General features: G+C 64.2%; 23 protein-coding genes. 1 reads left to right on the top strand and 22 read right to left on the bottom strand.

Annotation, left to right across the window (positions count from 1 at the left end; genetic code table 11):
* Positions 1–126: 126 nt before the first annotated feature.
* The 3 genes from acs to ACSFDB_RS03835 all read right to left on the bottom strand — a co-directional run bounded on the left by acs (position 127) and on the right by ACSFDB_RS03835 (position 3,239).
* Positions 127–2,103 (bottom strand): acetate--CoA ligase, encoded by a 1,977-nt coding sequence (acs, locus tag ACSFDB_RS03845; protein ID WP_440769709.1) that lies wholly within the window; start codon positions 2,101–2,103, stop codon positions 127–129.
* A gap of 141 nt (positions 2,104–2,244) precedes the next feature.
* The gene (locus ACSFDB_RS03840; RefSeq protein ID WP_440769708.1) at positions 2,245–2,739 is read right to left on the bottom strand and encodes a universal stress protein; all 495 of its coding nucleotides are present in this window, start codon (positions 2,737–2,739) and stop codon (positions 2,245–2,247) included.
* Between the two features lie 59 nt (positions 2,740–2,798).
* The gene (locus tag ACSFDB_RS03835; RefSeq protein ID WP_440769707.1) at positions 2,799–3,239 is read right to left on the bottom strand and encodes a universal stress protein; all 441 of its coding nucleotides are present in this window, start codon (positions 3,237–3,239) and stop codon (positions 2,799–2,801) included.
* A 200-nt stretch (positions 3,240–3,439) separates the two neighbouring features.
* Here ACSFDB_RS03835 and ACSFDB_RS03830 point away from each other — a divergent pair, with 200 nt between their 5' ends.
* Positions 3,440–3,658, top strand: a complete 219-nt coding sequence (locus ACSFDB_RS03830; RefSeq protein ID WP_440769706.1) for a hypothetical protein — start codon at positions 3,440–3,442, stop codon at positions 3,656–3,658.
* 30 nt (positions 3,659–3,688) lie between these two features.
* Here ACSFDB_RS03830 and ACSFDB_RS03825 read toward each other — a convergent pair whose 3' ends face one another.
* The 19 genes from ACSFDB_RS03825 to ACSFDB_RS03735 all read right to left on the bottom strand — a co-directional run bounded on the left by ACSFDB_RS03825 (position 3,689) and on the right by ACSFDB_RS03735 (position 21,993).
* Complete coding sequence (locus ACSFDB_RS03825) at positions 3,689–4,165, bottom strand: DUF2299 family protein (protein ID WP_440769705.1); 477 nt, start codon at positions 4,163–4,165, stop codon at positions 3,689–3,691.
* An 87-nt stretch (positions 4,166–4,252) separates the two neighbouring features.
* Positions 4,253–5,413 (bottom strand): putative sodium/potassium/calcium exchanger, encoded by a 1,161-nt coding sequence (locus tag ACSFDB_RS03820; RefSeq protein WP_440769704.1) that lies wholly within the window; start codon positions 5,411–5,413, stop codon positions 4,253–4,255.
* A 90-nt stretch (positions 5,414–5,503) separates the two neighbouring features.
* Entirely contained in the window at positions 5,504–6,496 is a 993-nt protein-coding gene (locus ACSFDB_RS03815; RefSeq protein WP_440769703.1) for a hypothetical protein, read from the bottom strand.
* A gap of 57 nt (positions 6,497–6,553) precedes the next feature.
* A complete protein-coding gene (locus tag ACSFDB_RS03810; RefSeq protein ID WP_440769702.1) occupies positions 6,554–7,078 on the bottom strand; it encodes a hypothetical protein in 525 nt (174 codons plus the stop codon).
* 2 nt (positions 7,079–7,080) lie between these two features.
* On the bottom strand, positions 7,081–8,442 hold the full coding sequence (locus tag ACSFDB_RS03805) for a DNA primase (RefSeq protein ID WP_440769701.1): 1,362 nt from the start codon (positions 8,440–8,442) through the stop codon (positions 7,081–7,083).
* A gap of 149 nt (positions 8,443–8,591) precedes the next feature.
* Positions 8,592–9,896, bottom strand: a complete 1,305-nt coding sequence (locus tag ACSFDB_RS03800; RefSeq protein WP_440769700.1) for an outer membrane protein assembly factor BamB family protein — start codon at positions 9,894–9,896, stop codon at positions 8,592–8,594.
* A 2-nt stretch (positions 9,897–9,898) separates the two neighbouring features.
* Positions 9,899–10,270: a DUF3209 family protein gene (locus ACSFDB_RS03795; protein WP_440769699.1), complete on the bottom strand. Its 372-nt coding sequence runs from the start codon at positions 10,268–10,270 to the stop codon at positions 9,899–9,901.
* A 52-nt stretch (positions 10,271–10,322) separates the two neighbouring features.
* Positions 10,323–11,564, bottom strand: coding sequence for a CbiX/SirB N-terminal domain-containing protein (locus tag ACSFDB_RS03790; RefSeq protein ID WP_440769698.1), 1,242 nt, complete (start codon positions 11,562–11,564; stop codon positions 10,323–10,325).
* Between the two features lie 58 nt (positions 11,565–11,622).
* Positions 11,623–12,327, bottom strand: a complete 705-nt coding sequence (locus tag ACSFDB_RS03785; protein WP_440769697.1) for a cobalamin biosynthesis protein — start codon at positions 12,325–12,327, stop codon at positions 11,623–11,625.
* Positions 12,324–12,590, bottom strand: a complete 267-nt coding sequence (locus tag ACSFDB_RS03780) for a ferredoxin (protein WP_440765870.1) — start codon at positions 12,588–12,590, stop codon at positions 12,324–12,326. The genes ACSFDB_RS03785 and ACSFDB_RS03780 overlap by 4 nt, the downstream gene beginning before the upstream one ends.
* 33 nt (positions 12,591–12,623) lie before the next feature.
* Entirely contained in the window at positions 12,624–13,670 is a 1,047-nt protein-coding gene (gene cobJ, locus ACSFDB_RS03775; protein ID WP_440769696.1) for a precorrin-3B C(17)-methyltransferase, read from the bottom strand.
* Positions 13,671–13,699: 29 nt separating this feature from the next.
* Positions 13,700–14,575 carry a precorrin-3B C(17)-methyltransferase gene (locus tag ACSFDB_RS03770; RefSeq protein WP_440769695.1) on the bottom strand — a complete coding sequence of 292 codons (876 nt, stop codon included), beginning with the start codon at positions 14,573–14,575 and terminating at the stop codon, positions 13,700–13,702.
* Positions 14,572–15,564, bottom strand: a complete 993-nt coding sequence (cbiG, locus tag ACSFDB_RS03765) for a cobalt-precorrin 5A hydrolase (protein ID WP_440769694.1) — start codon at positions 15,562–15,564, stop codon at positions 14,572–14,574. Before cbiG ends, ACSFDB_RS03770 begins: the two co-directional genes overlap by 4 nt.
* Before the next feature lie 210 nt (positions 15,565–15,774).
* Complete coding sequence (locus tag ACSFDB_RS03760; protein WP_440769693.1) at positions 15,775–16,695, bottom strand: cobalt-precorrin-4/precorrin-4 C(11)-methyltransferase; 921 nt, start codon at positions 16,693–16,695, stop codon at positions 15,775–15,777.
* 2 nt (positions 16,696–16,697) lie between these two features.
* Positions 16,698–17,516: a cobalt-factor II C(20)-methyltransferase gene (locus ACSFDB_RS03755; RefSeq protein ID WP_440769692.1), complete on the bottom strand. Its 819-nt coding sequence runs from the start codon at positions 17,514–17,516 to the stop codon at positions 16,698–16,700.
* Positions 17,513–18,127, bottom strand: coding sequence for a precorrin-6Y C5,15-methyltransferase (decarboxylating) subunit CbiT (cbiT, locus tag ACSFDB_RS03750; RefSeq protein ID WP_440769691.1), 615 nt, complete (start codon positions 18,125–18,127; stop codon positions 17,513–17,515). Before cbiT ends, ACSFDB_RS03755 begins: the two co-directional genes overlap by 4 nt.
* Positions 18,128–18,321: 194 nt before the next feature.
* Positions 18,322–19,248, bottom strand: a complete 927-nt coding sequence (locus ACSFDB_RS03745) for a ferritin family protein (RefSeq protein ID WP_440769690.1) — start codon at positions 19,246–19,248, stop codon at positions 18,322–18,324.
* 147 nt (positions 19,249–19,395) lie between these two features.
* Positions 19,396–20,178 (bottom strand): 3-oxoacyl-ACP reductase family protein, encoded by a 783-nt coding sequence (locus tag ACSFDB_RS03740; protein ID WP_440769689.1) that lies wholly within the window; start codon positions 20,176–20,178, stop codon positions 19,396–19,398.
* A gap of 246 nt (positions 20,179–20,424) precedes the next feature.
* Complete coding sequence (locus ACSFDB_RS03735; RefSeq protein ID WP_440769688.1) at positions 20,425–21,993, bottom strand: hypothetical protein; 1,569 nt, start codon at positions 21,991–21,993, stop codon at positions 20,425–20,427.
* Positions 21,994–22,107: the final 114 nt, after the last annotated feature.

Here is a 22,107-nt window from a genome sequence, read left to right as displayed (position 1 = left end):
AGTGGCGCGAATATAATTCTATCGACGTTCCCGCCGATTACAACTCGGAACGCGATTCTTCCACCGCCACCGGCTCGCTATTCCGTTTCGCCTCATTTGAATCACCGAAACAGGTTCCAAATCGGCTCACTCCTCGCGAATCTCGGCCTGAATTTCGCCGACGATCTCCGGGTTCCGGAGCGCGCTGGTGTCGCCGAGTTCCTCGTCGTTCGCAACGTCCTCGAGTAGCCGTCGCATGATCTTCCCCGAACGCGTCTTCGGGAGTTCGGGCGTGAAGAGGACGTCCGTCGGGCGAGCGATCGGTCCGATCGCCGCCTCGATGCTGTCGACTATCGCGTCGCGGACCTCGTCCTGGTCGCCGTAGCCGCTTTCGGTGCTGACGTACGCTTGAACGTCGGTTCCGTTCGTCTCGCTCGAGCGGCCGACGACGGCGGCTTCGGCGACGCCCTCGACGCCGGTGATCGCGCTCTCGATCTCCATCGTGCTCAGGCGGCGGCCGGAGACGTTGATCACGTCGTCGACCCGGCCGAGGACGGTGATGTAGCCGTCCTCGTCGATGCGAGCGGCGTCGCCGCTGCCGTACCACCACTCCCCGCGGTCGGGGGCCGAAAACTGGTCCCAGTACTCCGTGCGGAACCGGTCGTCGCCGTCGTAGAGCGTTCGGACCATCCCCGGCCACGGTTTGGCGATGGTGAGGTAGCCGGACTCGCCGGGATCGACCGGGTCGCCCGATTCGTCGACGACGCGAACGTCGATTCCCGGTAGCGGCGGCCCGGCAGCGCCGGGTTTCATCTCGTCGACGCCCGGTAGCGTCGAGATCGTCACCGCTCCGGTCTCGGTCTGCCACCACGTGTCGACGACCGGGCACTCGCCGTCGCCGACGTGTTCGTAGTACCAGTTCCACGGGCGGGGGCTGATCGGTTCGCCGACGGTGCCGAGTAGCCGCAGCGATGAGAGGTCGTGGCGGTCGGGATAGTCCTCACCCCACTTCATGAACGCCCGAATCGCCGTCGGCGCGGTGTAGAAGATGTCGACGGCGTTCCGATCGACGATCTCCCAGAGCCGATCCCGGTCGGGGTAGTCCGGGGTCCCCTCGTACATCACCGTCGTCGTCCCCAGCGCGAGGGGTCCGTAGACGATGTAGGAGTGGCCCGTAATCCAACCGATATCGGCCGCACACCAGTAGGTATCCTCGGGTTTGACGTCCAGGACCGCGTGGCTCGTCCACGCGACGTGGGAGAGGTAGCCCCCCGTCGTGTGGACGACGCCTTTCGGCTCGCCCGTCGTCCCCGAGGTGTACATCAGGAACAGCATATCCTCGGCGTCTCTCGGGACGGGGTCGACTGTTTCGCCCGCGAACTCCTCGCGGAGGTCGTGGTAGTCGAACTCGTCGTCCCCGAGGACGTGCGGGAGGTCCTCGCCGAGTCGGTCGACGACGACCGTTCGAACGTCCTGTGCGAGTTTGAGCCGGGCGTTGTCGGCCTTGCTCTTCTGGTTAAAGGCGTCGCCGCGACGGTAGTAGCCGTCGCAGGTGACGAGATACTCGCTCTCGCTGGCGTCCATCCGCGTCGCGAGCGCGTCCGCCGACAGCCCGGCGAAGACGACGCTGTGTGGGGCGCCGATCCGAGCGCACGCGAGCATCGCGATCGGGAGCTCCGGGATCATCGGGAGATAGATCGTCACCACGTCGTCCTCCTCGACGCCTAACTCCCGGAGGGCCGCGGCGAACTCGTTGATCGCGACGTACAGATCCCGGTAGGTGTACGTCTTCCGGTCGCCGTGTTTTCCCTCCCAGCGAATTGCGGTGTGGGTCTTGCGGCCCGCCTCGAGGTGGCGGTCGACGCAGTTTTCGGCCGCGTTCAGTTGCCCGCCGGTGAACCACCGGTAGAAAGGAGCGTCTTCGTCCTCGAGGACGGTCTCGTACGGCCGGTTCCAGGAGAGCAAGTCGGCTGCACGTTCCCAGCAGTCGGGCCAGTTGGCGTCGAACTCGTCGTAGATGCCCGGATCCGTAACGTTCGCCTGTTCGACGAACGACGGTGGCGGGCTGCGGCGGGATCCGGTGAGGACGGGACGGTCGCCTCCCCACCCGTTCCGATCGACCATAGTACGTTCGAACCGTGGATAGTCAGGGGAATAAACGTTCCTCCCGTCCGTGGATCTCGGCTGGCAGCCCGGGGTTTCTAACCCCCCGTTCTCGCTTCGACCGAGGACGGATCTCGATGGATGCGCCGGTCGTCCGAGCGGTCACTCGATCGTCGAGTCGATGTCGGCTAGCTCCGACGGATCGATCTCTCCGCCGGGTTCGCGGACGACGTAGACGTCGTATCGGTGGTCGCTGGCGACGGGGTTGCCGACGCTCGACTGCGGGGCGATCACCGAGCCGGCGTTCTCCGAGCCGATGAACACCACCGAGGCACCGATTTCGGCGGCGAGACGCCGGATCTCTCGGACGACGTTCGTCGTCGACGTCGCCGTGGGTTCGTCGGAGCTGACGCGCTCCGTCCGGTAGGTCGCTTCCGGTGCGATCTCGCTCGCTCGGTTCTGAATGCCCGTTTCGATGGCGTCGGGGTTGAACGGCTCTCCCTCCGTAATCCACCCTCGATCTCTCGCGTACTCCGCGTCGTCGGGGATCACCGTCAGCACGACGAGTTCCTCGTCGAGGAGGTCGCCGAACGTCGAGGCTTTCTCGAGCGCTTTGCTCGCGAGCGGCGATGCATCGAAGGGGACGAGTAACGTCATGCCACTATCTGCGACGACACTCGAGGTAAATGTTCGGCCTCCGACAACGAGTCGAGGCGTTACTGGCTGGGTTCGGCTCCGCCGACTACCAGGACCGGCCGCGCCGCGGTTCTGACGACCCGGTCGACGGTGCTTCCGAGGAGCGCGCCGCGGAGCGACGAGCGGCCGCGCGCTCCGATAACGATCGCATCAATACCTCGCTCGTCGGCGTACGCGACGATTTCCTCGGACGGCACGCCGGTTCGGATCTCCGTCTCGACCGGGACGTCGGCATCGGCAGCCGATTCCGCGATATCCTCGAGCGTCGCCGTGGCCTGCTCCCGGCGTCGTCGATCGACCTCGGCCGGGTCGACGATGGCGTTGTCGTACTCGGTCCGGCTCTCGAGGACGGCGATCGCACTCAGCGTGGCGTCGACCTGTCGGGCGAGTTCGATCGCGTGTTCGACGGCCTCGGCCGCCGTCTCGCTCCCGTCCGTCGCGACGAGGATCGCGTCGTACATGCCCTCTCGTTTGCCCCGCTGAACCAAAGCCCTACGCCCGATTCGAGCAGAACGGCGCGACCGCGCGGGTTCGGCCGAAACCTCGTAGCACTATAGTAACAACTGAAACGATTTACACACCGATCGCAACGCCGTCTTGCGATCGGGTGTGCATCGACTTTCAGCGGCTACTATATATGCCGCGGGACGTAGGCCCGGGTATGACCGAGGAAGTCCCGGTAACTCGGACGGATCTGCTCGTCCTCGTGGCCGTCTCGCTTGGTGGCGGATTTCTCATCGCGTGGGGCACGGTCTCGCTCGAACTCACTCCACGGTTCGTCAACGCCGTGTTCGTCGGCGCAGTGATGCTCGCGTTCTTCCTGTTCATCCCCATCATGGGAATCCGACTCTTCGTCGACGATTGGAAGCAAGACGAGTGATCCGACCCGCCGAGACTCACGTTGCCCCAGTCACTCGTCGTCGGCCGGCGCTCGAGCGCCGACCACCGCGACGACGTTTCTGACGTAACGCATGCTCGTCGCGATCGCCATCACGGCGTCCATCAGGGCCTGCTGGCTGGCCCCGTCGGGGTAGAGCCGATACTCGACCTGAACGGTCTCGGCGCGTCGAAGCTGGCAGGACTCTCCCGCCGAGTCGAGAAACGTATAGAACCCCGGCGTCGCCGCCAACATCGGTCCGACGTACTCGAGGAGTTCGCTTCGTCGCTGATCGTCCCGGAGGAGGTCTTTCGTCCGCTCGGTATCGAAGCCGCTCCGACCGACGATTCTGACCGGATCCCACTCACCTTCTTTGATGACGTGGACCGGCAGCTGTGAGAGTTCGACCTGTAGGTTGAACGCCGTCTCCTCGTCGGTGTGGGCGGTTACGTCGCGAATCGCCGTCTCGTCCAGCCACTCGCGGACCTGCGTCTCGCTAACGTGTCTCATATGCGGGTCGAACGCCGGGACGGCGGATAAGGGTTCAGCGGTCCTGTGCCGGCTACACGCGGTGTGCGGTGTGGCTCGAGGCGACGATCAGTGTTTGTCGGGCATCGTCGAGTGACGGGCAGGCGCTTTCATATCGGCGCGCTCCGAGGGCGGTGGTGCCATCGTGGAGTGGCGCGTCGCCCCGCCGGACGACGTCCCGCGGTCCTGATCCGAGCCGAGTCCCGATCCGAGCAGCCCGTCGTCTTCGTCCTCCTCGTCGGCTTCCGCATCGTCTTCGTCGTCAGTTTCGCTTCCGACGGAGCTGGCAGACCGTTCCTGCAGTCGGTCCTGCAGCCCCTCGAGGTCGTCGCCGACGTCCGAGAACGTCGACTCCATCGTCGACCGAAGCTTGTCGCCGATGGAATCGCCCGTATCGGCGTCGTCTGATTCCGTCTCCGCTTCGTCCTCGCTTCCGAGGGCCTCACTGGCACCGTCGGCGACCGACTCGACCGTCTCTCGAACACCACCCTCGTCCTCGCCTCCGCTTTCGGACTCGTCCCCACCTTCCCCTCCGAGCGCCTCACTAGCACCTTCGGCGACCGATTCGACGGCTTCTCGAGCCCCACCGCTCTCGCTTTCGGACTCGTCTTTGTCCCCATCGCCGGTGACCGACCCGACTGCCTCCTGAACGACACCACCCCCACTTTCGGACTCGGGTTCCTCCTCGCCGTCGGCCGATGCGTCGCTGTCACCGTCGCCGGTGACCGACTCGACCGCCTTCTGGACGATTCCACCTTCGCTCTCGGACTCGTCCCCCTCTTCGTCGGCGTCCGCGTCGTCGTCAGCCGCAGCCGCATCGTCGGGTTCGCCACCCTCGTCGTCCGCCGTCTCGGACTCGTCCGCCTCCTCGCCCGCTCCGTCGTCGATCGACTGCTGTATCGCTCCGACGGCCCCCTCGAGCGCACCGTCGTCGTCCCCGTCGGAGAGGTTCCCGAGGTGGAGCAGCCGCTGTAGTTCTTCGACCTGTTCGGGGTCACCCTGTGCGATGGCCGCCGGAAGCGAATCGGGTTCGCTGCCGTCCGGCAGTTCGTCCAGCCCGACCGCCTCGAGGAGGTCGTCCGGGTCGGACGATTCGAGGAGGTCGCTCGCCCGCTCGGCGGTCTCGAGCAAGTCGGGGCCGTCAGACTCGTCGTCGGCGATCATCGACCCGCTCGCTGTCTCGGCGTCGTGCAGTATCTCGCTCACCTGTTCGTGGAGGTCCTGGCTCATAGTGTCTCTCTGTCGCTGTCGATCGGCGTTCGGGCGTCGGTTCGCAGTACGGTGATCTCGGCCGATGAACGCCCGAGGGACGGCGATCGGTTACTCGGCTTCGGCTTCCGCTTCCGAGTTCTCGTCGTTCGACTCGTCGCCCTCGTCCGTCACCGCCGCAATGATCTCCTCGGTCATCTTCTCGCGGCTGAGGTTCGCCTTCACGTCGACGTCTTTAGCCACCGACTGCAGATCCTCGTAAGACATGACACCGAGGAAGTCCTCGAGGGTGTCCCGTCTGAGATCTTCGATGTCCTCGACGGAGGCGTCGGAGTCCTCGCCGGCGCTCTCGTCGGCATCCTCGTCCGTCGATTCGGATTCCTCCGCGTCCTCGTCCTCGCTTTCGGACTCCGCCGCTTCGTCTTCGGTGTCAGCTTCCTCTTCCGTCGCATCCGTCTCTTCGTCTTCAGCGTCGGTTTCCTCCGCCGCTTCGTCGTCCATCTGGTCGGCATCCGACTCTTCGTCTTCGGAGTCGACGTCTTCCTCCTCTGCGTCCGACTCTTCGTCTTCGGATCCAGCCTCTTCCCCTTCGGACGCCTCGTCGGCCTCAAGGAACTCGTCGAGGCCGCTGCTTTCGCTGACCTCCTCGACGACCGACTCGATCGAGTCCGCGGCATCGGAGTCCGTCTCCTCGGAGTCGTCGTCGCTCTCGGACTCCGATTCCGCGTCGGAGTCGGTCTCCAGGAGCCCCTCGAGATCGCTTCCCTCGGTCGCACTCTGGGCTAGCGACTTGACCGACTCCTTGGCCTCGTTCTGCTCGACCGTTTCCGCGATGCCGTCGCGGATCGCCGACTTGAGGTCCGACTGCACCTCCTTACGGTCTTTCTCCTCGTCGATCCCCGCGGCGATCGATTCGTGGATCCCGCGACCGATCGAGGCGCCGAGTTCGCGACCGACGCGTTCGCCGAACTCGCGACCCACCGCGGCGCCGATGTCGCCGCCGTCGATGTTGTCCTCGAGGCTCCCGTCGCCGAGCAGGTCGGCCACGTCGATCTGGTTGCTTACCTCCTGGGCGACCATCTCCTTGAGGCCGCCGTCACTCATGGGAGACACCTCGACAGGCACTCGTTCCCGCGTCGAAGGGGTGGTTCGTCGCCATGGTTACTCCTCCTCGTCCTCCTCCTCTGAGTCGTCTCCGGCCTCCGTCTCGTCGCTCGAACCTTCCTCGTCGGACCCCTCCGCTTCACTCTCGTCTGCCGATGATTCATCGTCCGCCTCAGCGTCTTCGTCCTCGGACTCGTCCGTCTCTTCCGCATCGGATTCGTCGGCTTCTTCCTCCTCCTCTTCAGTTTCGTCGTCAGACTCGGCTTCCTCGTCGTCGCTGTCCGCTTCGTCGTCTTCGTCCTCATCCTCTGCCTCTTGCTCGTCCGCTTCGTCGTCCTCCTCGTCGGGGCTGAGGAGTTCGTCGACGACCATATCGCCGATCGTCCGTCCGATGGATTCGCCGACCTTTCGGCCGACGAGCGCACCGATCTGTCCGCCGATGGCCTCCCCTAGCGGCTGATCTTCGTCGATCTCGTCCTCCCACTGGGTACCCTCGATCAGTTCGTTGACGTTGACGTTCTCGGTGACTTTTTCGAAATCGATGCGCTGCGCTATCGACGGTGATTCGGATTCTTCGCTCATGATTAGGCTGCCTCCTGTGATGCTGCACCGGGCTGGTCACCCGATTCCTCCTGTTCGTCGTCCGGTTCCAACTGCTCGATCACTTGTTCGATTACCTGGCTCACGATCATCGCCACGAGGTCTTCGATCGGGAACCCGGGGATGAGTCCGAGTAGCTTCTCCTTCAGCCAACTCGTCGCCGCGGAGATCCGTCCGGCAGACTCCTCTTCTGCAGTCTCTTCTTCCTCCGCCGGCTCGGCGTCGCTTTCTTCGCCCTCGTCGGCCGCTTCTTCGGCGTCATCCTCGGCGGCCGGCTCCTCGTCTGCACCGCCGAAGAGCCCGCGGAGCCACTCGATCGGCTTGCTGGCGATTCCCTTCAGCCAACTCGCGAGCGAGGAGAGCCGGCCGCCGGATTCGGCCTCCTCCTCAGCTTCTTCGTCCGCCGCAGCGTCCTCGTCTGCTGCCTCCTCACCACCGATGCCGAGGAGCTTGTTCAGCAGTTCCTTCGGTTTGCTCAGCAATCCACTGAGGAACTTCTTCGGCTTCTCCAGCAGCCCGCTGAGCAGTTCCTTCGGCTTCTCGAGTAGTCCGCTGAGGAGCTCCTTTGCCTTCCCCGGAACTTTCTTGAGCAGTTCCAGCGGCTTCTTCAGCAGCGACTTCGCCTTGTCCAACATCGCACCGGGTCCATCCAGCAGACCCGTGACCGCAGAGAGGAGGTTTCCGAGCAGGTTGTTCCCGCCCGGACGAGCCGAGATATCGAGCGTAACCGGGTTCAGGTTGACCTCGAGACCGAGTACGTCGAGAAACAGTCCGTCGAGATCGAGGTGCAGGACGCCGGAGGCGTCGTCGCCCTCGTACACCACTTCGGCATCGTCGGCGTGGCCCTCCTCGCGGTCGTCTTCGACGAGGTCGCCGGTATCGTCCAATGCGTCCTCGTCTTCCTCTTCAGATTCCTCCTCGGCCTCCTCTTCCTCGGCTTCCTCTTCCTCTTCAGATTCCTCCTCCTCTGCTTCTTCCTCGTCTTCAGCTTCTTCCTCTTCAGATTCCTCCTCGGCCTCCTCTTCCTCGGCTTCCTCCTCCTCTGCTTCTTCCTCGTCTTCAGCTTCTTCCTCTTCAGATTCCTCCTCGGCCTCCTCTTCCTCGGCTTCCTCCTCCTCCGCTTCAGCTTCTTCTTCTGAATCGTCTGCGGACGCTTCGTCACTATCTGCTATCGACTCCTCGTCTTCGTCGCCTTCGTCTGCCATCTCCGCCTGACCGCCGTCGGTCATCACTCTGCGATCCGTCAGCTTCGCTTGCTCACCGCCGTGACAGTGGCTCGAGGAGTCTCCGACCTCCTTCGGATCGGAACACTCCTCGGAGCCAACATCTTCTAGGCCCGTTGTCATTATACGGGCAAACAGACGCGAGTTGGCGTTGTGGTAATTGGCCTTGCGTGTGCGACTGTTAGTCGTACAGAACGCTCACGAGTCAGACAGGCTACGGAAGCGAGACGTGGATCGCTCGAATCAATCTATAAACCGACACCAATGTCGTGTTATTCGAGCGAGGTGACGTGCAGGGCGTACTCGCCTCGCGTCTGCCCTTCGTCGTGATATTCGACCGGTTCCTCGATGGCCGCGAGGGTCCCGTCGGCCGCGGCGGCAGCGGTGGCAATTCCCTCGAGCCGTTCGATTCCGATCGGACCGGACTCGCGGTCGAACCAGCGGACGGCGTGCGTCTCGGGGTCGCGGACGCGGAAGTTCTGCGCGCAGGGCGCGACGACCGTGTTGCCGTCACCGTCCAGACCGTGAACGAACCCGCGAACCTCGTTGTCCCAGCACAACTCGCCATCGACGTCGAACGTCGCAATTCGGTGCTCGTTGGGATGGCGACGCTCGGTCTCGCGGCTCTCGACGGCGTAGGTGTTGCCGGTCACGAACGTCACGCGACCGTCGTTCGCAGTAGCGTGGTTCGGATACGCGTAGAGCGTCTCGTCGTCGAGGTCGGTCTCGACCGCCAGATCCACGCGCCATCGCTCGGCCCCGCCGGGACCGAGCAGATAGCCGCGCTTGTCGCCGTGGCTCGAGACCGCGATCGAGTCGCCGTCGAAGGACACGTCGCCGACGCGTCGGTCTCCCTCCGTGCCGGGGTCCCAGGTCCACTCGAGGTCGCCCGTCTCGGTCTCGAGGACGACGAGTCCGGTGTCGTGGTCGCCCATACAGCGGTTGTAGCCGACCGCGAGACGCTCGCCCGCGTCGTCCAGTTCGATCGTGATCGGCGAGGCGTCGGTTTCGTAGGTCCAGCGGACCGATCCGTCGGGCTCGAACGCGTAGACGGTGCTGTGCCACTGTCGAGTCTCGCCGTCGCGCTCGTAGCGTCGCGCGGCGGCGTAGAGCGTCTCGCCGGCGGCATCAGTCTCGCAAGCCACGACGTACGGGAGGTAGAAGACGGTCTCTTTGACGGCCTCGCCGAGGTCGTCGACCGTGTCGTAGCGCCACTGTTGCTCGCCCGTCGCGGCGTCGTAGGCCGCGATGGTCCCGGTTTCGCCGCGACCGGCAACGACGACGGTTCCGTCGCCGTTGGTCGTCTCGCCGAGCGTTTTGATCCCAACAGCGTGGTCCGGATGATCGACGGTCCAGCGGACCTCGAGTGACTCCGAGTCAGATCCGATCTCGCGAGCGGTCACGGTCCCGTCCCACTCGCCCGTGACGACGAGATCGCCACCCGAAGCGACGTGGACCGCAGATCGAGTCCACATGTGACGACTTCGGGCCGTCTCGATCTCACCGAGCGGGATCGACTGGAACTCGAGCGACTGTGTCCGTTCGTCGTCGCGTTCGGCATCCGCGGTCTCGGCCATGGTCAGTCCTCCACCGGGAAGGTCTCGTGAAGCATATCGTGGGATTCACCGAGTCCGTCGACGATGCTCTCGCCTTGCGTGGTCAGTCGCTGAATCGTCCGTTCGGCGTTGCGGACCTCGAGCAACCGGCCCCGCGTGTAGTCGTACTCGGGATCGTCGGTGTCCATTCCGGCGACCTCCTCTTCCAGGTCGACCAGTGCGGCGTCGAGGTGGCGTTCGATCGCCGTGAGGTTCTCGGCCTCGACGAGGGCCTCGATGGGGCCCTCGAGGTGGCCCTCGAGTTCCTTCTCGGCGTGGTCGCGGGTACTCTGGTCCCCGACGCCGAGGACGTTCATCAGTCCGAGTTGTAGCGCTTCGATTTCGTGACAGCTCATGTCTGTTTTCAGTGTGGTATTCGTGATCGGTTGGTTCGCTGCGATTCCACTCTCAGAGCGTCTGATCGACCAGATCGCTGACGATCCGATCGCGATCCAGGTGATCGCCGACGATCCGCTCGGCGTCCTCGCTCGCGACGTCGCCGTACCAGATTCCGTCCGGGTAGACGGCGACCATCGGTCCGTCGCCGCAACGCCCGAGACAGGACGACCGCGTAATGCGGGCGTCGCAGTGTTCGGAGTCGCGGGCTTCCTGTCGAAGCCGCTCGAGGACCGCTGGCGACCCCATCTTCGCACAGGTTTGGTTGGTACAGACCGCGACGTGCTTTTCCGGTGCGTCGTGGGTGTGCGGTTCCTCGTCGACGTTCTCGCGGTCCGCGTGGGATTGCTGGTGGGCCAGCGCGCGCAGCATCGCTCGCGCGCCGCCGACGTCCTCCTCGTACCCCTCGAGATCGACCTTGTACTTACAGGTGTCACAGGACATGTCGACGCTGTCAGTGCGTGCCTCTTGCCAGCGGTCGGCGAAGACGTCAAGCAGTCTCGAGTCCGTGCCGAGCGGATCGCCCGCCAGCGCGTCGACGTACGGATACTCGTCGTCGAACTCCGCCGTCCAGTCCCGAACGCGCTGGGTGAGGACGCCGTCGCCAAGCATGTAGGGTAGGACGACAACCGCATCGGGCCGGTGTTTCGAGAGCCCGTGGAGGCTCTCCTCAAGCGTCGGCTCCGTGACGCCGATAAACGACGCCTCGACGCGGTCGAACGCCCGGCCCTCGTACAGCAGTCGGGCCAGCTTATGCACGTCGCCGTTGGCGTCCGGATCGCTCGAGCCCCGGCCACAGAGGACGACGGCGACGTCATCTTCGGTGCGGTCGACGCCGAGTTCCGCCTCGACCGCGGCGGCCCGATCGTCCAGCAGGTCTAAGATTGCGGGGTGGATCCCCAGATGCGCGCCGTTGTCGATCGTGACATCGTGGGTCGCGCGAGCCTGTTCGATCGCCAGCGGGACGTCGTTCTTGACGTGGCTCGCCGCGAACAGCGAGCAGTGGACGACCGTCACCTGCGAGGTGAGGGCCGCGAGTTCCGCGATGGCCTCGTCGATCGCCGGCTCCGCGAGTTCGAGGAACGCGGCGTCGACCGGGATGCCGAGTCGCGACTCGAGGGCGGCAGCCAGTTCGCGAACCTGTTCGTTGGATTTCTCCCGGCGGGAGCCGTGGCCGATCAGCAGGATGGCTTCGTCGTCGAAGGCCGTGGCGCGAGCGGACGTGATCTCGTCGGCGTTGTCGGGTGTACTCATTGTGGGGTATCGGATCGTGTCCGGTTCGATCGCTGTTCGTCGGTGGATTCTCGGTCGGCTACTCGTCGTACGCGTCGGCCTGCTCGAGACTGCGCTCGAGTTTTCGGCGGCGACTCGGGGCGAAGAGCCCCGTCTCCTCGCAGTTCTCATAGAGCCACGTGCCGAAGGCGGGCGCGGCGTCGTCGTCGACGCCGAACCAGTAGCCGCCGGAGGAGGTCTCGCCGAGGTCGCCCATCGGTGCGTCTACCGGGCAGTCGGCGATCAGCTCCCGCGTGAGTTCGAGAAGGTCCCGATCGTCGTGAACGAACGAGATGCCGACGGTACCGCTCTTCGACTTGAAGCAGATGGTGCCACAGCCCTCGAGGAGGCCCCGAAGGAGTTCGCGGTCGTGACTCGCAAACGCCCCGAATCGGTAGTTTCCGCGGCCGTCGACGGGGAGGCCGAGCGCGCCGCTTCGGCCGAGTAGGCTCGTGTCCCCGTCGTCGCCTTCGTCTCCGCCGATCGAGAGCGTGTACTCGTCCTCGGTACGGGTGATCGACGTATCGTGGGCGTACTCGCGACTGGTCGTCTCGTGTTCGAGGCTGCCGCCGGCGACCGCAGCGAGTACCTGTGCTGACTCCTCGTCGTTGGTGACGACCTCGATCCCCTCATTCGAAACGTCGCCGCTCCCGGCGACGTGGCCCCAGAGGTATGCCGTCGCGGGGTGTCCTGCGAGCGGATCGGACGGAACGTCGATCTCGGTTGCGGTTTCGGTCTCGCTCATTCGGCCACCTCCTCGACGATGATGGCGTCCGTCGGACAGGCCGCCGCGGCCTGTTTGGCTTCGTCGATGCGGTCGTCGTCGAACGTCGCGACGACGCGCTCGTCGGTGTCGGTGACCTCGCCCTCGCAGTCGTAGACGGGGTCCGCGCTCGGATCGATCGTCGCGAGGCCGTCCTCGCCCTCGACGAACCGCGGATCGCGGGTTAGACAGGCGAAGATGCCGTCGCAGGCGTCTTTCTCGATGGTGACTTCGTATCGTGGCATTGTGGTGGTGTAGTCGCTGGTCGGGTCGCTCGCTCAGTAGTCGTACTTCGTCTCGTAGCCGCGCGGCGTGACCATCCGGTCGTCCCAGACGTAGGTGTCCTCGGTGCCGACGACGATCGTCGTCGTCATGTCGATGATCTCGCTCTCGCCTAACTCCTCGAGTTCGGCGAGTTCGGTGATCATCACCTGCTCGTCCTCGCGGCCTGCGCCGTGAACGATGCCGACCGGCGTCTCTTTGTCGCGGTGTGTCAGCAGAATCTCACAGCACTTCTGGAAGTTCTCCCGGCGCTTGCGGCTCCAGGGGTTGTAGATCGTGATCGTGAAGTTCTCGCTGGCGACCGAGTGCAGACGGGACTCGATCTCGGGCATCGGAACGAGGTGGTCCGACAGCGAGACCGAGACGGTGTCGTTCACCAGCGGCGCGCCGAGACGGGCCGCACAGGACTGGGCTGCGGGGACACCCGGAATCACCTCGAAGTCGACCATCGAGGCCGTCGCGCCCTTGGACTCGAGAATCTCGAGCGCCAGTCCCGCGAGCGCGTAGACGTTCGGATCGCCGCTGCCGACGATGGCGACGTCGTTGCCCGCGAGCGTGCGGTCGATGGATTCCTCGGTTCGCGAGACCTCGCCGCACATTGGCGTGTCGTAGATGTCGTCGGCCTGCTCGGTGATCTCGTCCGGAATGAGTTCGATGTAGGTCGTGTAGCCGACGATGTGATCGGCATCCAGTAGCGCGTTCTTCGCGCGCTCGGTCATCCCCTCCGCGTGGCCGGGGCCGAGACCGACGGCGGTTAGCTGGCCGGGGTCGGCGTCGAAATCGTCGACTTTCGCGCCGACCTCCTGCTCGTTGCTGCTCGAGTCGTCGTCCGAACTCGAGGCGCCGCACTTCGAGCCGGAGGACGAAGACGAGGAACTGGAACTCGAGGCCCCGCACTTGGAATCCGAGTCGTTGCTCGAGTCGCTCGAGGAGGCACCGCACTTCGAGCCGCTCGAGGTCTCAGTCTTCGTTTCGGTGGTGATCGAGGCACCGCACTTCGATGTCGATTCGTCGTCGGCGTCTGCGTTGGTGTCCGTGCTCATGGTTGGGTATCGTGTGTCGTGTTGGTCTCTCAGAAGTCGTCGACGTCACGCCCGCCGCGGGGGGTGACGAGGTACGTTCGATCGTCGTTGCGCCAGGTTTCGGTCTCGTGGGTGCCGATGATCAGCGAGGTGCCCATCCCGGAGACCTTGTCGTCGTGATCGGCGGCCTCGCCGAGCGTCGTGACGAACTCGCTCTCGCCGTTCCGGCCCGCGTCTTCCCGGCCGGCGTCGTTGACGATGGCCACGAGGGCGTCGTCGGTCCGCTCCTCGCGGACGATCTCGACGGCCTGCTCGTAGTTGCGCCAGCAGTTGTAGAGGACGATCACGAAGCCCGAGATGGCCGCGGCGCGCAGTTTCTCCTCGATCTCGTCCCAGCCGCGCCACTTGTCCGACAGCGAGATCGTACAGAAGTCGTTACACAGCGGCGCGCCGACGTTGGCGGAGCCGCCGAGTGCGGCGGTCAAGCCGGGGACGATCTCGATCGGCACGTCCGTCGCGTCCTCCTCCTCGGCCATCTTGAAGATGAGGTCGGACTTGCCGTAGACCGAGGGGTCGCCGCCCGAGACGTGAGCGACGTCCTTCCCCTCGCGGACGTAGTCGAACGCTGCGCGAGCGAGTTCGATCTGCCGGCCCATCGTCGAGCGGACGATCTCCTGTTCGAAGCCGTCGTCTCGAGTCGCGAATCCCTCGTCGTCGACGGCGTCTTCCGGCGGCAGCGTGCCGTCGTCGCGCAGGAACTCCTGGTAGAGACTCGAGGCGATGACGACCTCCGAGGACTCGATGACGCGTTTGGCCTTCGCCGTCATGTGATCCGGCAGGCCGGGGCCGATACCGACGACGTAGAGGGTGCCGTGGTCGTCGGGGGTCCCGCTGTCAGTATCGGCAGCCGACTCTTCGGTGCTCATCGACCGATCGCCACCGTAACCTCGTTTTCGTAGCCGATCTTCTCGAGGACCAGTTCCTGTTCGGCACTCCCCGCAATCGCACTCGCCTCCGAGACGCCGGGCCAGCCGATCAGCTCCTTCGATTTGGAGGGTGTCGGCCCCTCGTGCTTGAGCAGCGTCTCCTTGTCGAAGGCGACGACGCCGAGATCGAGTTCCTGGGCGGCCTCGAGTAACCCTTCCTCGTCCTCCTTCCGGGTCGCGGTGCCGACGAACTCCACGTCCGAGAGGTCGTGGGGGGTTTGGTCGAGCGCCTCCTTCCAAGCCGAAATAAACGACTCCTTGCTCGCACCCGAGACGCTGCCGGTGCCGATGACGACGCCGTCCGCTTTGTTTCGCTTGAGAACCGTCACGTCGTCGCCGACGAGGACGGCTTTCGGGCCCTCGAGTCGCACCACGGGCCCCAGATTATCGTCCAGCACGGCGAGGTTCGTCTTCACCGTCGAATCGCCGTTGACGACGTGGGTGTCCATCGCCTTCGCGCGGGACTCGACGCCCTGCTTGCCGGCGGCCTCGCTCGCGGTGGTCATCGCCGGAACGGCACCCATCGTCGCCAGATCCTGTGCGACCTGGTTCGCGCCGTGGTGGCCGCCAGTGATCGGGATGGCCCACGTCAGTTCCTCGTCGACCACGCAGATCGCGGGATCGTCCCACTTGTCGTCGAGCAGGTGGGCCGTCTTCCGCATCGCGATCCCTGAGGCCATCAGGCCGATGAAGCAGTCGTACTCGCCCCAGTGCTCCTCGAAGACATCGCCGTGATACTCGATGATGTCGATCGTCTCGTACCGGTCGCCGATTTCGTCCTTGATCTCCTCGGCGGTGTCCATCTTCCGCCCGAAGGAGATGATCGCGATCTCTTCGGCGACTTCGCCGTCCGAATCCGCCGTCGAACAGTGGCCGCCGGAGTCGGTACTCGAGTCGTCCGTGTCGTCAGTCTCCGTTCCTGAACTCATTGTGAAACCTCCATCGTCGCAAACCCGTCCATTCCACGCGCTATCGACCCGTCCAGGCCACCGCGGGGGTGGGACTGAAAGGGGCTGTCTCGCTCGCCGAGCGAGACGACGAAAGCACCGCAGCGACCGACGGGAGCGAGGAGCACAGCGAGTCGCAGCCGCCGAGCGAGGCAGGGGCTTTCACTGTGTTCGCGGTCAGTACATTGCAGTTCAGTCATCGCTCGCCTCCGTCTCTCCCGAACTTCCAGAAGAGCCCCGATTCGCCCAGTCACCGTAGAGGAAGGACCGTTCGTAACCGGCCCCCGTCACTGCGTCGCCGATAACGACCATCGCAGAGGCACGGTAGCCGGCCTCCTCGACCTTGTCCGCAATAGTCTCGACCGTCCCGATGATGACGTCCTCGTCCGGCCAGGAGGCGTGGTAGATCACGCCGACAGGCGTTTCGGGGTCGTGGCCGTCCTCGAGCAGTCGCTCCATCGTATCCCGAACCGCGTGGGTGCCGAGGTAGATACAGCTCGTCACGTCGCCCATGCCGACGAACTCGGAGATGTGGTCTTCCTCCTCGGTCAGGGTCTTGCCCTGCGGGCGGGTGAACGCGACGTGGTTCGAGACCTCGTTGAGCGTCAGTTGGGTCCGAAGGGTCGCACTCGCGGCGAACGCCGAGGTGACGCCCGGAACGAAGTAGGTCGGAACCCCCTCGTGTTCCAGGGCGTCCATCTGCTCGAGTGCGGCCCCGTAGATCGCGGGATCGCCGCTGTGGAGCCGAACCACGTTGTCGCCGTCCTCGTAGGCATCCCGCATCAGGGGGATCAGTTCCTCGAGATCCTTGCCCACCGAATTGACCAATTCGGCGTGGGCGCAGTACTCGTCCAAGAGTTCGCTGTTGACCAACGACCCGGCGTGAACGACGAGGTCGGCTTCCTCGAGCAGTTCCTTCCCAGCCACCGTCAGCAGTCGCGGGTTGCCGGGGCCGGCGCCGACGAAGGGGATCCCCTCTTGTTCGTCGCCGGCGTTGTGGTCGAAAATTCGGTCGTCCAGTTCCTCGCGGCGAAGTGCCCCCTGGGCGTCGATCGCTTCCTGGGGATCGCCGCCGCTTGCATCAGGATCGTCGTTCGTAGTTGTCTCCGTCATGTTCAGTGGCCTCCACAATCGCCGTGTGCACAGCCTTCGGCCCGCTCGAGTTCAATCGTCTTCCCGCCGTCTGCGACTGGTTCGCCGCTCGTCGTCGAGTCGTCCTCGCTCGAGGCGGTGCCGGACTCCTCCCCGTCGTGTTCGAACGCAGCCGTCGCTTGCTCGATCTCGAGATCCTCCTTGACGGCGTACGCCAGCGTGTAGTAGTCGCGCTCGTCGATCTCCGCGGGGTCGTCCGTCACCAGCGTCTCGCCCTGTTCCATGAACAGCCGGCGGCCGTAGGTCACGTCGTAGCCCGCCTCGAGGAGGCCCTCGTGGGTCGCCGGCGCGTCGGTGACCTTGAACAGGATCATCCGATCCGGGCCGGTCGGGCTGTGGCCGTTTGCGGCCTCGCGAAGCGAGAGGCCCGCACCGGCTTCGATCTCGACGCCCATCGCGGTCGCGAACGCGGTCACGGCGCTCACGCCGGGGACGATCTCGAGTTCCACGTCGGGATGAAAGGCGTCGATCGTCCGGCGCAGGTGGCCGAAGGTCGAGTAGACGTTCGGATCGCCGAGCGTGACGAAGGCGACGTCGCCCTCGCGTGCGTTCGGCGCGATCTCCGCTGCAGCCTCTTTCCACGCCGACCGAAGCTTCTCCTCGTCTTTCGTCATCGGGAAGTCCAGATCACCGATCTTCGACTCGTCGACGTGCTTCAGGGCGACGCTTCGCGAGAGTCGGCCCGGCGAGTAGACCACGTCCGCCTCCTCGAGAACCTGTTTCCCGCGGACGGTCACGAGGTCGGCCTCGCCGGGACCGAGTCCGACACCGAAGAGCGTCATCGAGATCCTCCGCGTCCATCCGCAGCAATCTTCTTCCCATCGTCGTCTTCGTCATCCGACTCCAGCGTCGCGCTTCCGACCAGCATGTAGACCGGGTTGTCCGAGTTGAAACTCGTCGCCCCGGCGAGTTCGTAGCCGTGGCTCACCTGGAACTGGACGACCTCCGCTAAGATATCCCGATCCCGGAAAGCTTCCGTGGCCTTCCCCGCGACCTCGAGTCGCGAGACGTTCATCACGATCCGGTCGATTTCGGTCTCGACGGCGTGGTCGAGGACGGCCTCGAAGTTCCGACTTCCGCCCAGAAAGAGCGCGTCGGCGTCGTCGGGCAGTCCCTCGGGCGCTTCCTCGTTCCGCAGTTCGACGTCGGCTTGGACCGACTCCGCGTTGGCCGCGAGGTTCTTTTCAGTCGTCTCGAGTCGCTCCGGTTTCCGCTCGAGAGCGGTCACCCGTCCGGCTCGCTGTGCGGCTTCGATCGTGATGGCTCCCGTACAGGAGCCGACCTCCGCGAAGTGGTCGTCGTCCTCGAGTGCGAGCTTCGAGTGGACGACGGCGCGGACCTCGGACTTGGTCGGTCCGGCCTTCGCATCGTGTGGAAGCGCGATGGGTGGCATCACCCTGTGGCAACAGAGTCCGTGCCTAAAACAATTTTGTTTGGAGTAGAGAAACTACGGTTGCCCATATGGAGTTGGGATAGAACAATGCAACTTGTTCGCAGACTCATGACTGTCGATACCGTCGACTAGAGTGAGCGATCGGCAGAAGGCAGACGAGCAACGAGGCAGAAGGCAGACGAGCAACGAAGGACTCAGTCAGCGGCACGTCGGGCCCGCACGACGCCTCGGACGTCGCCGAACTCCTCGAATCGCTCGGCGCCAATGTAATCGACGGTGTCCTGCAGGTACTGGGTCGTCTGCTTGCCGATCTTCCCCTGATCGTAGCCCTCGAACGGCATCTCTTCCGGCGGTGCACCGAGCAGGCGGTTCTCGACGTACTCCTCGATTCGGGGTTCGTAGACGTCCTGTACGATGTCGGGTTCGGCCTCGGCCAGCTTCCGCATGACCCAGCGGCCGTTCTCGATGTGGCGGGTTTCGTCCTGTCGGACCTTCCCGATGGCCGTCTGGAACGACCCGAGGACGATCTCTCGTCCCATCTCCTCGGCTTTCAGCTCGATCATCTGGTCGAAGCTCAGATAGCCGCCGCGGGCGAGTTGGGCCTCGACGATCCCCATGTAGTTCAGGTAGGCCTCGCCGAGCGCGTAGACGAGTTCTTGTTGGTCGCCCCCGTTGATCGCGGCCAGGAGGGTGTCCGCGGTATCGTACAGATCGTCCGTGCTGTACCCCTGCTCCTGGTAGCCGCCGACGCGGTGCGGTTCGGTGTCCTGGGTCTCGAACACCTCCTCGAAGTACCGACTGAAGAGATCGGTGTGCTTGGCTTCCTCGTAGACCTGCTGGGCCAGGTAGATCTCCTCCTGGACGGTATCGAACGGCATCTGGTCGTTCTCGAGCGCGTCGAGGGCCATCATATACGGCGCGAGCGTCCGCGTCACGTCCTCCTCGCCGTCGTAAAAGGCCGCACACGAGGCGAGGAATCGCTGTTGCTCCGCGTCGGAGAACCGTTCCCAGTCAGCCCTGTCGGCCGCGAAGTCGTAGTCGTCCGGGTCCCACGTCCCTTCCCGCTTCCCCTTCCGATACAGTTGGTATGATTTCTCACGGTTACTGTACTCGATTGGCATACGGTCGCTAGATCACGTCCCCCGAAATGAATGTTCGTGGGAAACATAGGTCCGCGGTTCAACGTCGGTTATCCAGACTGTCCGCTGCGGGGATGATCCGGACGCGAGTTCGCCGTTCGAGCCAAAAGCTCCGTCAGACAACTCTCGTTACCACTCCATCCCGCCGTTGATGCCGATCACCTGCCCCGTCATGTACTCCGCGTAGTCGCTGGTGAGAAACCGGATCATGCCGACGATATCCTCGGTCTGGGCGAACCGGTTCAGCGGGATATCCTCCCGAATCTTGTCCTGGACCCGTTCGGGAACCTTCTCGAGCATATCCGTCTCGGTGAAACCGGGCGCGACGCAGTTCGCCGTCGAGTTGTGCGCGGCGAGTTCTAGCGCCAGCGTCCGGGTGAACGCGAACAGGCCACCTTTCGATGTCGCGTAGTTGGCCTGCCCGTAGTTGCCCTGCTGGCCCACGACGCTCGAGATGTTGATGAGTCGGCCGTTGTCGGAGGCCTTGATGTCGTCGAAGAAGGCCTTCGTGCAGTTGAACGTCCCGTTCAGGTTGACGTCGATGACCGTCTGCCAGTCCTCGTGGGTCATGTCTTCGAACTTCCGATCGATGGTGATCCCGGCGTTGTTGACGAGCACGTCGATCCCGCCCAGTTCGTCGCGGACCGTCTCGGCCATCGCTTCGACCTCTGCTGGCTCGGAGATATCCGCCTGCACGGGAACGGCCGTCTCGTCGTTAGCCTCGATAGTCTCCGTTACCTCCCGGGCCTTCTCCTCGGCCGATCGGTAGTTCACCGCCACGTCGGCCCCACAGCGGGCGAGTTCGAACGCGATATCGCGGCCGATACCGCGCGAGGAGCCGGTGACGAGACAGGTTCGGTCGGTCAACGGTCGCTGTTCTAGCGGCTCGAGTCGCTGGACTGATTCGGACATACGATTGTGCCTACATCGGCATTGGTGTTAACTATTTGACCGTATATCAACATCGGTGAATGACTCTCCGCTGGCACGTTGGCGTGCAATTCCGCGGTGGACTGATCGAGGGACTCACTCACAGCGTGGTCGACGGGAGGAACTGGAATCGCCGTATCGTCATAGCAGCGTTGCGTTTCGACCGCAGATTCGGTACTTGCGCCGAAACAATTCGTCTCGACGGGACGACGGGTTGACCGGTGGTAATCAGTACGCAAACAGCTTCCAGAGCCGTTCACTGACACTCGGCTCGCCGAGTTCGGCTGGCCGCTCCACGTCGATGTCGACGTCGTACTCGAATGCAACGTGAGTATCGTACCGTTGCTCCGAGTCTGGCGCTCCGTCCGTAACGTTGAGTCGAAACTCTCCACTAGAGATCGTTTTTCTGTCCGCGTCAACCGTTACTGATCCGCGCGACTCCACTACCTTGGGATCGTCGAACCGATCGGACAACTCGTTACCCGTTAGTGCGTAGAAGACGTCGTCGGGGTCGGTGAGCTCGAGGACAATCTCGTCGTCGCGCTCCTCGCGTATCGTCCAGTTCGTGATCGCTGCGGCGGGCTCGCCTGTTTTATATTCCCGGTTTTCAGCGTGTGGGTAGCCCGACGTACCTTCCATCTCGATGGTTGCAGTCGATCGATACACCCGCGCTAACTCGGAAACGGCAACGTGTTGGCGATCCTCCCTGTCGATCCGCACCGTCAGTACGTGCTCGTCAGGTTCGCCGCTTTGATCGTCGTCTATATAGTACCGATACTCGTGACTCGAGCGATCGGTGTTCTCGAAGGCCGTTGCGTACAGTTCGTCGGGATCGTCGGGTAACGGATCCGGGGACGTGTCCATCGGGCGAACCTCACCCATTCGGACGGCACCGGCCGTTGCAACGAGTGCCGTGAGTAGCAGTACGAGAATTGCAAGACGTGTTACCGAGACCGTGGTCTCCTGTGATTTTCGCTCGGGTGACGGACCGCGCGGTCGAGAGAACCGATCGACCGTCAGTACGAACACGAGGGCGAACCATATCGTCCCCCCGAGAACCCAGACCAGCCCGCCGAGAGCGATCGAAAAGGTCGGGACGGTGCCCCCAACCACGACAGCGAGTGGGACGAAGAGGTGATCGATGAAACCGTGTTGCGGTCCCGAATCGAATCCGACGCTGGCCCAGCTTGCGAGACCCACAGCGACCTCGAACACCACGGCGAGGACGAGTTGGACGACGACGAGGCCCCCGACTGCTCGAGGCTGTGTCACCGCTTCGACGAGCGCCTCTCGAAGCGCTTCGACTCCAGTCGCTCCGTCGACAACGCGTACGACGGCGATCGCCGGGACGATCCACGCGAGGAGCGTCCCGACCGTGACGCCGACGAACGGTGAGAGTTGGATCACTAGCGGACTGAGCAGGTCGCCTCGACCGAGCCAGTAGAGACCGTACCGAACCGGCGTGTCGACCAGCAAAAAGAGAGCCACGCCGCCCGCGACCGCAAGTGCGTGGCCCCCGAGAGCGACGACGACGAGGGACGGAAGTCGGCCACCGACCGTCCCATCCGAGGTCGTTGTCCCATCGGAACCGTCGACCAGTCGATCCCGGACTGTGGGTCCGACCGAGGCGAGACCGACGACGGCGACGACCGGCGGCCAGAGTACGCCGGCAACCGGAGACACCGTCACTGCGAGGGCGAAGCGCACCACCGTCTCGAGCAACACGACAACGATTGCGGTGGCGAAGAGCCGATCCGAAGAACCCGTCACTCGGAGCGCGTTTCTGAGCGGAGTCATACGCAACTGTTGTAAAAGTGCTATCATAAACGGTCCGATCAGCGGAACGCGAATCGAGACCGTCGGGTGGGACTCACCGAACGCAACGAACGCAAGCCGTCTCGCGCCAGAGAC

It is taken from the genome of Natronorubrum amylolyticum (assembly GCF_052040145.1).
In the GTDB taxonomy this organism is placed as follows: domain Archaea; phylum Halobacteriota; class Halobacteria; order Halobacteriales; family Natrialbaceae; genus Natronorubrum.
Note: the sequence above shows the minus strand (reverse complement) of the source record. Positions and strands in the feature narration are given on the sequence as shown.